Raw genomic sequence first — 15696 nt, forward strand, 5'->3', positions numbered from 1 at the left:
ACGTTAAAACCTTTTGGCAACTTCTACTGTTTTTAACGCTGCTTCTAAATTATCATAAATAATATTTCCAACAACAATAACATCCGCATGCTGTTTCATTTCTTTTGCCTGATCTTGATTAGAAATACCACCGCCATAGAAGAGCGTACTCGTCTCTAACTGTTCTTTCACTCTTTCCACTACGTTTGGATCACCGTACACTCCACTGTACTCCAAATAAAATATGGGAAGATTAAATATTTTTTCCGACATCGTTGCATATGCTTCAATGTCATCAATTGATAGGTCCGTCGTAGCATTCGTCAGTTGTGCTACTTTACTATTTTCATTTAAAATACAGTAACCTTCAACCACCATTTCCTTCCAATCAATATAATGACCAAATTCCTTTATCGCTTGGTGGTGTTTACCGACAATCCAATCTGAGTCCTTACTATTTAAAACAGTAGGGATAAAATATAAGTCAAATCCTGGTGTTATAGCGTCTATACTTGATACTTCTAAGGCGCAAGGTACTGTGTAGCGACGAACCCGCGCCATTAAATTTAATACATTTTCTAACGTAACGCCGTCCGTTCCACCAATCATAATACAATCAGTCCCGGACTCACAAACTTTCTCTAATGCAATATCATCAATTTCTTTATTTGGATCAAGTTTGAATACATGGTGCCATTGTCGAAAATCGTACATATCTTTTTCCTCCACTATTTGTTCCATCCAATTATTATACCATTGCTTTCGATTATAAAAAATACATTAGAAGCATAGAAACCTTTCTATTTCGTAAAAAACTTGGGGAAACGGGCGTCTTGAAGGGTTATAGATAACCGTTTTGATTGAAAGTACGGGGAATTGGTCATCTAGAAGAGTTATAGATAACCGTTTTGGTTAAAAAGTATGGGGAATTGGTCATCTAGAAGGGCTATAGATAACCGTTTTGATATAAAGTCAGGATAAACGGGCGTCTAGTGGGTATGGTCGCACGATAATACCGCAGTTTTGGTGAAATCTGCTTTTAAAGCTTCTCTATGAATCAGAAATCCTGGGTATTATGCAAAATCCTCAAGTTTTCGCGAAATCAGGTTCATAGAACACTTCTATGAACCCAAAATTCTCAAGTTTTCGCAAAATCCGGCTCATAGAACTTCTCTATGAACCCAAAATTCTCAAGTTTTCGCGAAATCGGGATCATAGAACTTCTCTATGAACCCAAAATCCTCAAGTTTTCGCAAAATCCGGCTCATAGAACACTTCTATGAACCTAAAATTCTCAAGTTTTCGTGAAATCGGGATCATAGAACACTTCTATGAACCTAAAATCCTCAAGTTTTCGCAAAATCAGGTTCATAGAACACTTCTATGAACCCAAAATCCTCAAGTTTTCGCAAAATCCGGCTCATAGAACACTTCTATGAACCCAAAATCCTCAAGTTTTCGCGAAATCAGGCTCATAGAACACTTCTATGAACCCAAAATCCTCAAGTTTTCGCGAAATCGGAGGTATCGAACCTTACTATGAACCCAAATTAAACCGAACTGCACAAAACCGGCTTATAAAGTAAATTCGAACGTCCGATTCTTTAGTCATTGAGCAGATACTTGAGTACACCAAAGAAAATTTTTTTGGCTGCAAGGTAATGTTTCTGACGTCTTCTTGTGCACCGAGTATAGGAATGTAGAAATGAAAAAATTTATACTTTACTTTCATGGCAACTAAAAAAAGCTAAGCAGATCACTTAGCTTTCTTCGGTATTTTCATCTTCTATATTTGTCTCCGATTGTTTGTCCTCAATTCGTTCAAGTACCATTTTATAAGCATCATTACCGTAGTTTAAACAGCGCTTTACCCTTGATATGGTTGCTGTTGAAGCACCTGTTTCCTTTTCAATTTCATGGTATTTACTTCCTTCTTCTAAAAGTCTAGCTACTTCTAAACGTTGTGATAACGATTGAATTTCGTTTATTGTACAGAGGTCATCAAAAAATCGATAGCATTCTTCTTTATCTTGTAATGAAAGGATAGCATCAAATAATCGATCTAATTCCTTCCCTCTTAATTTGTCTATTTGCACGTTGAAATTGCCTCCTCAAAAATACCTACTTAATAATATTATTGATTAAATCAAACGAAAAATATCTTCTTTTATAATTGTACGGTTTCATCTAAGTTTGGTACAATGTTAACCCATGTTTTCCCTGGTACGAGCGGAGCTTCTTTACCATTTATATATGGGACAATTTCACCATTTTCATTTTCCCAAGTGACACTTTTCATTTTCCCATTTTGCAATAAATAGCCTCTTCCACCAGAGTGAATATCAATATTTAACCTACCATAGGTATCAATTTTTGTGTGATTCATTTCAACAATGATTATATTGTTCAAAAGGACTGGTTCATCTGTGTCATAATCACTTGTTTGAACATCGCCCGAAAATCTCTTATATGCTTTCATCGTTTCGTCATATTCATAACGAACTTCAAAATTTTTCGTAGAGTAAGAAATGGTTACTGTACTTTGTTCCTCACCATCCGTATCCTCTCCGTCTTTCAAAAATGCAAAAGAAGCCGGTGGTCCAATTAGTGAATATTGGTTTTCTTCAATCCCCTCTTCCATATGGTCAAGGGAAATATACGAATTATGAGGTGCTTTCCGAAATGAAACACGATTGAATAATGTACCATCATAAAATAAACCGTTTAGAGCATCGATATACCCATTCGTAATCATTTCTTTCGCTTCCGGACTCCATCCATGACAAATATAAATTGCATCTAATCCTTTTGCCAGCTCAATATAATAAGGTCGGGCACTACGAATAGGGCCTACAATATCTGGATATTCACTTTGAAAAACTGCAAGAAACCGTGTAACACCACCCTCTGCTAAAGCCTCGTAAACAATATCTGCTTTTGTCAAACCAGATTGTGGCCTAGCAGCAGGATGGTTATTCATCATTACACTAATTGCTCGATGATTCGGTTTTTCCTTTGTTGTTAATCCTGTAAGTGGAAAAGTATATAGTTTTGCTTGTTTTGTTTGATTTTCACTAGGTTTCTCTTTTTCTGTTTTTGTGTCCTTACTACAACCAATTAGTAAAAATAATATTGCGATAATAGGTATCCATTTTGCAAATTTTTTCACGAAGCTTTATCCCCCAGTATGTTACGTTGATTATGTCCTTCTCCTTCATTATTTTAACGCATTATAGTGGGAAACAAAACCTTTTTTTGCATAACATCAAAAACTCCTTTTGGTGTTAAACGAATATATGGTAAATGTGTTGACGTAAAGAAAAGTAATGTATATACGGGATCATTAAAAGGATACCCACGGCTAATTAATATATCTTTAAGTTTTTTATCTGCCATCATTAACTGTTCAAAAGTCAAGCTACTTGAGATACCTAAATACGGTAAGGACAACTCGTAAATAATTTCCCCATGATCAACAATAACTAAACCTCCACCAATTTCTTTCATCCGTCGAAACGCTTGTAGCATATCATTTTTATTTTTTCCTATTAAAAGGATATCTTCTGTATAAGTAAATGTAGACACGAGACCACCTAAATTATTGGCAAAACCTTTTAACAATGTATTCGTTCGCTTTGTTCCTTTCGTATCAATTGCCATAAAGAAACATTCATCTTCTAGTGTATCAATTTGGTCACGATCGGCATCAATTGTAATGGAATAAGGCTTTGTTATAACAGAACTCTCCAACTGAATCCCAAACGGCATTGAAAACTGTAAATCAGCTTTTGACAAATCCCAATCTATTGATAGAGGCTGAAAACCATAATCCTGAAGTTTTATTTGATTTTCCGGTCCTACCCATATGTTATCTTTTAAAATCCATTGTCCATTTGCAAGAACAGAAACAGGTGTTGGATTTTCTATCTTTTCAATAAAATTAATATGGGCAACTCTACCTGTAGCAATAAGGCCGTGTAGATCGTCCAACTGATAGTATTTTGCTGGATTATACGTTGCCATTAAATACGCATCAATTGGTGGTACACCTTTTTCAATAGCAATCTTAATTAATCGGTCCATTACCCCATCTTCGTAAAAGTGTGGTGGAGAGCCATCTGTTGTCATCATCAAGTGATCATATTGTGTTATTTGAAGTTCTTTCATCTGCTCTAAAATTTTTGGCAAATCAGGACGGATTGATGAATGTCTCAAAGTTACCATATATCCTTGTAATAAGCGCCGTTTTACTTCTTTACCAGAAATTGCCTCATGATCGGAATCAGCACCTAGGAGTTTTAGTTTTGCTAAAGTCTTTTCTGACGCACCTGGGAAGTGTCCTTCCACTTTTTTATTCATTCGCTTTGTTTCTTGAATCCAATGAAGTTTTAAATCATCACCTTCGAGCAATTTTGGCCAACCGGTTAGCTCACCGCCTTGAACAACTAACTCATGATTAATCCACGACTTGACCGAAGCATTGGAAAATAAAGTTTCCTCATCAATCAGTTCGGATTGACTATCAAAACGGCTCCACCAATATAGTGTTTGTGGTAGTGATTTTAAATCCTCAATAAAAGAAAACGCTTTCTTTTTACTCAATTGTAAAATAAGCTGTAAATTATCATTGATCAATACTGTTGTTCCAAATTTTGATGCATACTGGGCAAAATTTAGGGGATTATATAATTGAAACGGGTGAACATGTGGTTCAATATATCCTGGTACAAGTAGGAGATTTTTACAATCAATTTGTTCACATTTTTCATCAATAAAATCAGGTTTTTTATCACCCACATAGACAATGCGATCTTGGTAAATCCAAATATTTCCTTTTAACCATTGTTTTAATATTCCATGTAAATAGGTTGCATTGTAAAGCACAATGGATGGCGATCGCTTCCCATCAATAACTTCAACATGTTCTCTTAGTTCACGATTTCTCCATCTGTATTTAGAATCAATCATCATTTTCACCTTTTTTATTTTTTCATTTTTTCGGTTAGAGGTATAACCTATTTTTCAAATCATCGAAAAAGATTAAATTTATTATAGCATGCATTTTTTTATTGCGCACTAAAGAAGCATTTACAATTTGAATATAGGAGGAATAGCAATGAATCGAAAGCAAAATATAGGTGTTGTAAATGCCTTATTACGAATTTCATTTGGATTAACTTTTCTATCTTGGGCAACTGCAAAACTTGTGAAAAAACCTTGGAAAGAATCATACTTAATAATTGCGTTTTTATCGGCAATGAAGGTGGGAGAAGGGTTTTTAAAATACTGCCCAATAACAGATATGATGCAAAGTCAAGCGAATTATATGTCAGATTCGGATAACAAACCACAATTGAAACAAGTGATTGATTTATTTACACCGAAGCAAATGAGATCATCGCAAAAAGAAGACGACGGAAGCTCACAACAACAAGATCAAGAATAAAATGGTCGTTCATATGCCCGACATAATGAAAATAATGAAAAATTGACGAATTAATAGCCTTTATAAAGGATGGGTAAAGATTGTTGATTATAAAAGATTGAGGGTATCGTAGCCAAAAGTTTAGTCCGTGAGCGAATCAACCCACGGACTCTATTTTACAACCCTAATTTCTCAAATATCGTATCGACATGTTTTAAATGGTGGTGATAATCGAAGCAATCGTCAATTTCAGCTTCCGTTAGAGTTTCGGTAATTTTTTTACTATTTTCTACTAAAGAACGAAATGGCACTTGTTTTTCCCACGCTTCCATCGCTAACGGCTGAACTGTATCATACGCCTCTTCACGAACCCATCCTTTTTCAATTAATGCTAAAAGAACACGTTGGGAATAAATAAGTCCCCAAGTACGCTCCATATTTTCTTTCATATGTTCAGGAAACACCGTTAAGTTTTTAACAATATTAGCAAACCGGTTTAGCATATAGTTTAAAGCAATCGTTGCATCCGGTAATATAATGCGTTCAGCAGAGGAATGGGATATATCCCGTTCATGCCATAATGGAACATTTTCATACGCGGTAAGCATATAACCACGAATCACTCTTGCTATCCCTGTCATATTTTCTGAACCAATAGGGTTTCGCTTATGTGGCATGGCAGAAGAACCTTTTTGACCTTTTGCAAAAAACTCTTCTACTTCTCGTACTTCACTCTTTTGTAACCCACGAATTTCTGTAGCAAATTTTTCAATGGAAGTTGCAATTAAGGCTAGTACAGACATGTAATGTGCATGGCGATCACGTTGTAAAGTTTGCGTTGATATAGGTGCGGGTGTAATCCCAAGTTTTTCACAAACATACTTTTCAACAAATGGATCAATATTTGCATATGTACCTACAGCCCCAGAGATTTTCCCGAACTCCACACCTTGTGTTGCACGTTTAAAACGTTCTAGATTCCTTTTCATTTCTTCATACCAAAGAGCAAGTTTTAAACCGAAAGTAGTTGGTTCCGCGTGAACACCATGAGTACGTCCCATCATGACAGTATATTTATGTTCTTGCGCTTTTTTCTTTAGAATTGCCATGAAATTCTCAATATCTTGTAACAAAATCGCATTCGCTTGCTTTAATAAATAAGATTGTGCTGTATCAACGACGTCAGTGGATGTTAAACCGTAATGAACCCATTTTTTCTCTTCACCTAAACTTTCAGAAACTGCTCTCGTAAATGCAACGACATCATGTCTTGTTTCTTCTTCAATCTCTTTAATCCGTTCCACCGAAAATGTTGCGTTATCTCGGATTTTCCGAACATCCTCTTTTGGAATTTCACCTAATTCAGACCATGCCTCGCATGCTAAAATTTCAACTTCCAACCAAGCTTTAAATCGATTCTCCTCTGTCCAAATCGCATCCATCTCAGGTCTCGTATAACGTTCAATCATTGTCCATCCTCCAGTTTCTGAAAGCTATCATTCTACTATTTTTTCATTATTTATACATTTTTATCTTAGCAAAAGACGATTTGACAAGTCAAGTTAAAATCGAACGATGAATGTTTATCACATGTTTATCGTTCGTTTTTCCTTTTATGTGATTTTTGTATGAAACAAGCATCAAAAATTGCTCAATCTCCTTTATCGCATTTTTTCGTGCAGGGAACGCACAATCCTTATACTACGTGACCCGTGGGAAATGGGTATCTATAACCGCTCTACGTGACTTTGGCAGCCTTTTTTCATTTTGATTTGGGCGGCTAGAACTCTTCTAGATGACCGTTTCAACCTTTTTCATCCCGATTTGGGCGGCTACCGTTTACAACCTCCTCTCGTCTATTAAACCTCCATAAAAAACCCCTACAGACATTCTGTAAGGGTTCATTGTTTTACTTAATTGTTTTTACTAATTCAATTACTTCATCAACGGTACTCATTTGTAGTGCTTTACTTGCCATTTCTTCCATTTCCGCTTTTGAAAGTTTGCGGATTAAAGAACGAGCTTTTAGAACTGAAGAAGCACTCATAGAGAACTCATCAAGACCAAGGCCGAGCAATAATGGAATTGCTGTTTCGTCTCCAGCCATTTCTCCACACATACCCGTCCATTTTCCTTCTTTATGAGAAGCATCAATAACATTTTTTACAAGGCGTAAAATGGATGGATTATATGGTTGGTATAAATAGGATACCCGTTCATTCATACGGTCTGCAGCCATCGTATATTGAATCAAGTCATTTGTTCCAATGCTGAAAAAGTCTACTTCTTTTGCAAATTGATCAGCTAAAACAGCCGTTGCTGGAATTTCAACCATGATTCCGAGTTCAATATGGTCGGAAGTTTGGACGCCTTCCTCTGCTAATTTTGCTTTTTCTTCTAAAAATAGCTCTTTCGCTGCACGGAATTCATTTAGCGTTGCAATCATTGGGAACATGACTTTCAATTTTCCATGTACACTTGCACGTAATAACGCTCGTAATTGTGTACGGAAAATATCCGTACGATCAAGACATAGACGAATGGCACGATGTCCTAAAAATGGATTTAATTCTTCTGGTAATGGAAGATATGAAAGTTTTTTATCCCCACCAATATCTAATGTACGAACGACAACTGGTTTCCCTTTCATTCCTTCCAAAACAGCTTTGTATGCTTCATATTGAAATTCTTCACTTGGAAGTTCTTCACGTCCCATATAAAGGAACTCAGTACGGAATAAACCAACACCTTCAGCCCCGTTGTGTAAAGCACCTTCTACATCATTCGGTGTTCCAATATTAGCAACTAGTTCAACTTGTACGCCATCTTTCGAAATTGTTGGCTCATTAACAAGTTTTGCCCATTCTGCTAATTGCTCTTCATATTCCGCTTGTTTTTTCTTATATTCTGCAATTAATTCTTCAGTTGGATTTATATGTACTTCACCTGACAGACCGTCCAAAATGACAAAGTCCCCATTTTGAATATCTGCCGTTGCTGTTTTCGTACCTACAACAGCTGGAATTTCTAACGATCTTGCCATAATTGCAGAGTGAGAAGTACGACCACCAATATCTGTTGTAAAACCTTTTACAAAATTACGGTTTAATTGCGCTGTATCAGAAGGAGTTAAATCTTCAGCAACAACGATAACTTCTTCATTAATCATACTTGGATTTGGGATCGTTACATTTAATAGTCCAGCAAGTACACGTTTCCTTACATCTCGAATATCTGCCGCACGTTCACGCATATATTCATTATCCATTTGTTCAAAAATTTGAATGAACATATCGGTTGTTTCTTGTAACGCAACTTCCGCATTCACTTTTTCATTTTTAATTTTATCCTCAATCGGATTGACAATTTCTGGATCATTCAAAATCAATAAATGTGCTTCGAAAATTTCTGCTTTATCTTTACCTAACGTTTCTCGTGCATGATCTCGGATCGCTTCTAACTGTGTTTTTGCAGCTTTTAAACTTTCTCGAAATCGATTCATTTCGTTTTCGACATTTTCAACAGTTGTTTTATTAAAAGATAAATCGGGTTCAACAAGACGGTATGCCTTTCCAATGGCAATACCACTTGAAGCAGCAATCCCTTTAATCCATGTGCTCATTATTCAGCCAACCCTTCTTTTTTCATTAAATCATCAATTGCATTCAAAGCTTCATTTTCATCTTCGCCGTTAGCTTTGATTTTAATTTCGGCACCTTTACCTAATCCAAGTGACATAATTCCCATAATGGACTTTAAGTTTACTGTTTTACCATTATATTCTAAATCAACATTAGCGTTGAATTTCCCTGCTTCACGTACTAATAATGTCGCTGGACGAGCATGAATTCCTGTTTCTTCAATAATTTTATAAGATTTTTCTACCATAATAAAAACACTCCTTTTTTATAGTTACTAAAAGCTATTATCAAAAAACTCTTTATCAATAGAAACTACTCAAATTTATATTACTACTATCATTATTGTTCTACAATCGACGTTATCTATTCAAACGATTATAGTTTAAATCACCTTACAACTAATTTCATTACTTTATCGAAATAACTCCTTTTTCACCCAGTGTCACTTTCCCTAACTTTCTTATAATAATACTTTCATTTTCTTTTAAATTTGTAAACACAATGGGCGTAACAATAGAAGGTACTCGTTCTTTTATAAAGTCTATGTTCGCAAGTAATAATGGCTGTCCAGCTAGGACTTCTTCACCATCATGAACGTACACTTTGAATCCTTCACCATTTAAATTTACTGTATCAATACCAACGTGAATGAGGAGTTCTCGTCCTCCCTTTGTTAAGAAACCAATTGCATGTTTCGTTGGGAAGACATTAATGACAGTTCCGTCTGTTGGTGCAACAATTAGTCCCTCTTCTGGTTCAATAGCAAAACCGTCACCCATCAACTTTGCGGAAAATATCGGGTCTGGTACTTCAGTAATTGGAACAAGCTTTCCCGCCAATGGAGCAACAAATTCATCCACATTCTTCGTCATGTCACTTTGTAACGTATCAACGGAATTTTCTTGTTCACTATTCGGTTTCGTTTCTTCCATCTTTCCAATATTTGCCGGACGTCGTTTTTCCCCACTCATGATTGCTTCCATTTGGCTTTTTAATGTATCTGACTGTGGTCCAAAAACCGCTTGAATGTTGTTACCAATTTCGAGTACATCCGTAGCACCCAATTTTTTCAATCGTTTCAAATCAACAAGACTTACATTATTTACTTGAATTCTTAGACGAGTGATACATGCATCGAGGTGAGTAATATTATCTTGTCCACCCATTACTTCAAAAATCTGATAAGGAAGTTCTGCTGTACGAACTATATGATTTCCCCATTCTTTTTCGGCTTCTAAATCATCACGACCAGGTGTCTTCAAGTCAAATTTATAAATAAAAAAACGGAAAATAAAGTAATACAGAACTGCGAACACAAGACCAACAATGACTGCAAGCCACCATCTTTCCCTGCCAGGCAATATTCCAAACAAGAAGAAATCAATGGCTCCACCAGAAAATGTAAACCCAATATTAATGTCTAGCCATGTCATTATAATAAAAGATAAACCATCCAAAACCGCATGAATAACAAATAGTAATGGGGATAAGAACAAAAATGTAAATTCAAGTGGTTCTGTTATACCAGTTAAAAAAGACGTTAATGCTGCACTCCCTAGAAGTCCTGCAACCAACTTTTTCTTCTCCGGTTTCGCTGTATGATACATCGCTAATGCGGCAGCTGGTAGTCCGAACATCATAATCGGAAACTCGCCTGCCATAAAGTGACCCGCAGTAAGATTAACTCCATCCTTTAATTGAGCAAAAAAGATTGTCATGTCACCGCGAACCATCTCGCCAGCTGTTGTTGTATATGAGCCAAATTCATACCAAAAAGGGGCATGATAAATGTGATGTAATCCGAATGGAATTAATAATCGTTTTACAAAACCAAACATAAATACTGCTAAATATGTACCTTCATGAATTAACCACATGGAAGCTGTATTTAATCCGCTTTGAACAGGGGGCCAGACAATTAATAAAACTAATCCGGCAATAAATGATAAAACTGCTGTAGCAATTGGAACAAAACGCTTTCCTGCAAAGAAACCTAGGAACGATGGCATGCTAATTTCATGATATTTATTGTAACAAAATGCTGCAATAAGTCCGATAATAATTCCACCGAACACACCCGTTTGTAAGGTTGGAATTCCTAAGACTGATGCATAGCTTGGAGTTACACTAACTTGGGCTGGCGTTAACGCTAACCAGGAACCCATTACTTGGTTCATTACTAAGTATCCTACAATTGCAGCTAGTGCGGCTGTACCGTCACCCGCTAATCCAATCGCAACGCCCGCCGCAAACAATAGAGCAAGATTCGAAAATATAATACTTCCCGCATCCTCCATTACTTTACCAGCAAGTTGAATCCATTCTAAATTTAAAAATGGAATTGCAGCAATCATATTTTCTTGACCAATCGCATTTCCAATCCCTAACAATAGACCGGCTGCTGGTAATAATGCAACAGGAAGCATAAGTGCTTTACCAATCCTTTGTAGGACACCAAATATCTTTTTAAACAAAATAGGTTCATTCCCTCGATATTATTTCTCTATATACTAAAAAAGGCATGAGCAAAAAAATGCAGACAACAAAATAGACTACTCTATTTTGTGATCATGTCAACTTTTTTACTCATGCCTGATCGAATCAGTAACACGTACGATAAAATTATTTAGTTTTTAATTTTTCATACATTCTCTGTAAATGAACTGTTAAATAGACAGCCTCGACATTCCCAATTGGTTTCTTCAATGAATTTTGCATAATTTTAATTAGCTTCCAAGAAAGATTATAACAGAAAGGGTATTCATTTTGCAATGCAAAAATAATCGTTGATGGTTCTTCCAATTCCTCACCATCATTCGCTCTTTCTATTGTAAAACGTAAATGTCGAACGAGACGAATATAATCAATTGATTGTTTGTCAATGACGGTTTGAAAGGCTCCTTCAATTATATGGATAAGTTTATTAATTAATTGATTATCTTGATTCACCTTACTAAGATCTTTATGACTAATTGCGCTGTGAATGTGCAAAGTGATAAATCCAACTTCATCTTCAGGTAGTTGAATGTTAATGGACTTATTAACAATATTTACTACTTCTGAGGCTATTTCATATTCTGTTGGATAAATCGTCTTTGTTTCATATAAGAAAGGATTTTTTATTGTAAGTCCCTTTAACGTTCGATAAATAGAAAACATTAAATGGTCAGTTAATGCAACATGAATATGTTCATCAAGTCCTGTATGTGTTTGTTTTTTTATATATTCTAACGCATCAACAATCGCATCTAATGTTTCATCGTCCATTTGGGGTAACAAACTTTTATACTGTTCTTGCTTCACTCTATCTTTTAAAATGAATATCTTTTCGACAAATTGCTCACTAAGTATGTCATCTTTTTTTCTATTAAAGCCAATCCCTTTACCAATTAAAACAACTTCTTTATAGTCATCATTTTCAGCAATTAAAACATTATTGTTTAATATTTTCTTTACATTAAAAGTTGTCATTCCGTAACCCCATTCTCATACTTCAATCTCTCTCTATCATTATGAAGGATAGTTAGGGATTTGGTCAACAAGTTCACTATGTGGGAAAAAATACCACATTAAATTATTGATGGGGAATCGATTTATATTGAAAGACTTTCTTACATGAAATGTTATTTTGCTAATACAGTTAAGAACACTTAGGACTCGAGCATTTTGGTAAGACGAGGTTCGTAGTTTTCGCTTAACGTATAGGAATATAGAATTTAAAAGAGACGGCCATAGACCATCTCTTCCAAAACAATCGTTAACTTAAGAAAATAAAATATAAAACAAAGATGACTGATAAAATATACATGATTGGATGAATCTCTTTTGCCCGACCTTTAACGATTAATGTAATTGGATAAAAGATAAATCCAATTGCAATACCTGTAGCAATACTATACGTAAGTGGCATCATTAGTACGGTGAAAAACGCTGGAATGGCAATTTCAATCTTATCCCATTCAATATGCTTCAAGTTCACTGCCATTAATACACCAACAATTATTAACGCTGGTGCCGTTACTTGTGAAGTAATAATTCCTAATAGCGGTGAAAACACAAGTGCAAGTAAGAAAAACATTGCCGTAACAACTGCCGTTAGTCCAGACTTTCCACCAACTGCAACACCTGCTGTTGATTCAATATAAGACGTTGTACTAGACGTTCCTAAAATCGCACCAAAGATTGAACCTGATGAATCTGCTGTAAGTGCTCTACCTGCACGTGGTAGTTTCCCGTTCTTCATAATTCCGGCTTGGGATGCAACTGCAACTAATGTACCAGCTGTGTCAAAAAAGTCAACAAACATAAACGTAAGAATAACAACAAGCATTTTTAATGTAAAAATATCTTGTAAATGGAATAACGCCTGCCCAAACGTGGATTCAATACTTGGAACCGGCCCAATAATATCGTGAATTCCTGTTGGGTGAGGAATGAGTCCAAAAATCATCCCAACAATAGATGTAAGAATCATCCCATAAAAGATTGCTGCTTTCACACCAATTGTTAATAAAACAATAGAAACAACTAAACCAAATATCGCTAATAATACAGTTGGTGTCGTCAAATCACCTATACCAACTAAAGTATTATCATTATTTACAACGAATCCTGCATTAATTAATCCAACAAAGGCAATGAACAAGCCAATCCCTGCGCTTACAGCATATTTAAGACTTTCCGGAATTGCGTTAATAATCATTTCACGAATTCCTGTTAATGTTAAGATGACAAGAACTGTTCCTGAAACAAGTACACCTGCTAATGCCGTCTCCCACGGAATGCCATAGTTTAAGACAACTGTATACGCAAAAAATGCATTTAATCCCATTCCAGGTGCAAGTGCAACTGGATATTTTGCAACAAGACCCATAACTAAAGATCCAATCGCCGCTGCTAATGCGGTAGCTGTAAAGATTGCCCCTTGGTCCATCCCTGTCGCTGATAACGTATGCGGATTAACAAATAATATATAAGCCATTGCCAAAAATGTCGTTAAACCCGCAATAAATTCTGTTTTAACATTTGTTCCCAATTGATCAAGTTCAAAAAAGTTTTTCATGTTCCCCTTACCTTTCCTTCGCTGTTTTTAATGTTAAATGTTCGTATCTTTTCACTCTATTTACCCATTAATCTACAAAAAAGAACAGCTCCGATATACGTTCGGAGCTTGACGAAAGGTAGGTTTCATGAATCCGGGTAGGAAGAAACTTGTCTCCATTAACATTTATTCGTCTTTCCCCAGCATGACACCATACCCCGTAGTCAAGCTATTTAAGGTAGCTCGGTAGAAACTCTCAGGCCATATTCCCGAGATTATACGAGTAAATATTATATTTTTTACAGTTTAAGTTTAACAAGATTCGGTTATCACGTCAACGAAAAAACGAATAATTTTTTATATTTTTTTCATATCGTTCGTATTTTCAATTTATCCCACTTCAATTTCCTTTATCTACTAATTTTGTTAAAAAATAGAAATCATTTATCCTTTCCTTTCTTCCCTATCTTGTAACAGATATAACGCTGCTGCTTTTTTATGGTTATTTTTAATAAGATGAGTGTGAAAATGGAGATGTAAGTCTATTATTTAGATTAATGGTAAATTGTAAATGACTATGACATAATGAGGAGAGAGTTGTATTTCAAGTAAAAACCATATGAAAGATTGTGCAAGTAATATTCATTAGAGAAATCATTGGGCGAGATCGCTTATAGTCATGGAATGGAGAAGGTTATAGTGGAACAAATCAAAAAGCGCCAAAGAGGAATAACGATTGGTTTACTTGTTATCTATCTACTTTTATTGATTTGGATTATCTTATTAAAAATGACTTTATCTTTTAATGAATTGCCGCATATAAGAAATATTAATTTCATCCCTTTTGCTGATTCGGCAGTCATTAATAATCAATTTGATTTTGAAGAGGTTATTCTAAATATCATTATTTTTATTCCTTTTGGGATTTATTTGAGTATGTTGAAACCAAATTGGACGTTCATAAAAAAAGTTGCCCCAATAGCAAGTGTGAGTGTGATATTTGAAGTACTTCAATTCATCTTTGCAATTGGTGCAACCGACATTACAGATTTCATAGGCAATACCTTAGGTGGAATTGTTGGGATCGGGATTTACTTGATACTCTATAAATTATTTACAGAAACAATAAAAGTAAATAAAGTCTTAAACATTATAGCTTTAATTGGTACGGTTTTCACATTAGGATTATTAGGACTACTAATTGTTGTTAATTAGAAGAAACCATCAAAGATAGTCACTCCAATTTAAAGATTTATCACCTATGCCAATAAGATCATTTAGAAATAGCTGATCTACTATACATAAAGATTCGTTTTATAAACTTAGTATCTTTATTTCCATCATAATCTCCCCCCTTCTTTATGTATACTAATAAAGTTCAAGCTCTTCCTAAATTATCTACTCTATCTTTCATCTATTAATAATTGCTTCTTTCACTAACCTACCTCTGCCCAATAAAGTGCGTTTGTGCAATAAAAGGATTCTTAATTGAAATTGCAATACCACTTTCAAATTAGTCTTAACTCCACAAGATAATCCAAATACAAAAAATATTCCTTACCAAATTTCAATAAAAAACTAAAATTCCCTACCAAAATTTTTTCTTGGTA

Annotated in this window: 12 protein-coding genes and 1 riboswitch; of the genes, 2 read left to right on the forward strand and 10 right to left on the reverse strand. The window is 35.2% G+C overall.

Going from position 1 to position 15696, the window contains the following annotated elements; translation table 11 throughout:
- Positions 1-3: 3 nt before the first annotated feature.
- The 4 genes from pcrB to BN2144_RS03025 form a co-directional block, all read right to left on the reverse strand.
- On the reverse strand, positions 4-693 hold the full coding sequence (pcrB, locus tag BN2144_RS03010) for a heptaprenylglyceryl phosphate synthase (protein WP_033826855.1): 690 nt from the start codon (positions 691-693) through the stop codon (positions 4-6).
- A gap of 1046 nt (positions 694-1739) precedes the next feature.
- Positions 1740-2075 (reverse strand): YerC/YecD family TrpR-related protein, encoded by a 336-nt coding sequence (locus BN2144_RS03015; protein WP_033826856.1) that lies wholly within the window; start codon positions 2073-2075, stop codon positions 1740-1742.
- 71 nt (positions 2076-2146) lie between these two features.
- Positions 2147-3148, reverse strand: a complete 1002-nt coding sequence (locus BN2144_RS03020) for a DUF3048 domain-containing protein (protein ID WP_033826857.1) — start codon at positions 3146-3148, stop codon at positions 2147-2149.
- A gap of 53 nt (positions 3149-3201) precedes the next feature.
- On the reverse strand, positions 3202-4947 hold the full coding sequence (locus tag BN2144_RS03025; protein WP_033826858.1) for an adenine deaminase C-terminal domain-containing protein: 1746 nt from the start codon (positions 4945-4947) through the stop codon (positions 3202-3204).
- A gap of 148 nt (positions 4948-5095) precedes the next feature.
- On the opposite strand from BN2144_RS03025, the gene BN2144_RS03030 reads away from it, so the two are divergent.
- Positions 5096-5425, forward strand: coding sequence for a YgaP family membrane protein (locus BN2144_RS03030; RefSeq protein ID WP_033826859.1), 330 nt, complete (start codon positions 5096-5098; stop codon positions 5423-5425).
- A gap of 155 nt (positions 5426-5580) precedes the next feature.
- Here the strand turns inward: BN2144_RS03030 and purB are convergent, their stop codons facing one another.
- From purB to BN2144_RS03060, 6 genes are all read right to left on the reverse strand, one after another.
- Complete coding sequence (purB, locus tag BN2144_RS03035; protein WP_033826860.1) at positions 5581-6873, reverse strand: adenylosuccinate lyase; 1293 nt, start codon at positions 6871-6873, stop codon at positions 5581-5583.
- A gap of 440 nt (positions 6874-7313) precedes the next feature.
- Positions 7314-9026, reverse strand: coding sequence for a phosphoenolpyruvate--protein phosphotransferase (gene ptsP / locus BN2144_RS03040; protein WP_033826861.1), 1713 nt, complete (start codon positions 9024-9026; stop codon positions 7314-7316).
- The gene (locus tag BN2144_RS03045) at positions 9026-9292 is read right to left on the reverse strand and encodes a phosphocarrier protein HPr (protein WP_033826862.1); all 267 of its coding nucleotides are present in this window, start codon (positions 9290-9292) and stop codon (positions 9026-9028) included. The genes ptsP and BN2144_RS03045 overlap by 1 nt, the downstream gene beginning before the upstream one ends.
- A 160-nt stretch (positions 9293-9452) precedes the next feature.
- A complete protein-coding gene (gene ptsG, locus BN2144_RS03050) occupies positions 9453-11519 on the reverse strand; it encodes a glucose-specific PTS transporter subunit IIBC (protein WP_033826863.1) in 2067 nt (688 codons plus the stop codon).
- A gap of 148 nt (positions 11520-11667) precedes the next feature.
- Positions 11668-12516 (reverse strand): glucose PTS transporter transcription antiterminator GlcT, encoded by an 849-nt coding sequence (gene glcT, locus BN2144_RS03055; protein WP_033826864.1) that lies wholly within the window; start codon positions 12514-12516, stop codon positions 11668-11670.
- Positions 12517-12802: 286 nt separating this feature from the next.
- The gene (locus tag BN2144_RS03060) at positions 12803-14107 is read right to left on the reverse strand and encodes an NCS2 family permease (RefSeq protein ID WP_033826865.1); all 1305 of its coding nucleotides are present in this window, start codon (positions 14105-14107) and stop codon (positions 12803-12805) included.
- A 180-nt stretch (positions 14108-14287) separates the two neighbouring features.
- A riboswitch (purine riboswitch) is annotated at positions 14288-14389 on the reverse strand.
- Positions 14390-14785: 396 nt separating this feature from the next.
- Here BN2144_RS03060 and BN2144_RS03065 point away from each other — a divergent pair.
- A complete protein-coding gene (locus BN2144_RS03065; RefSeq protein WP_033826866.1) occupies positions 14786-15301 on the forward strand; it encodes a VanZ family protein in 516 nt (171 codons plus the stop codon).
- Positions 15302-15696 lie beyond the last annotated feature (395 nt).

The sequence above is a fragment of the Bacillus andreraoultii genome, assembly GCF_001244735.1.
GTDB classification, from domain to species: domain Bacteria; phylum Bacillota; class Bacilli; order Bacillales; family Caldibacillaceae; genus Caldifermentibacillus; species Caldifermentibacillus andreraoultii.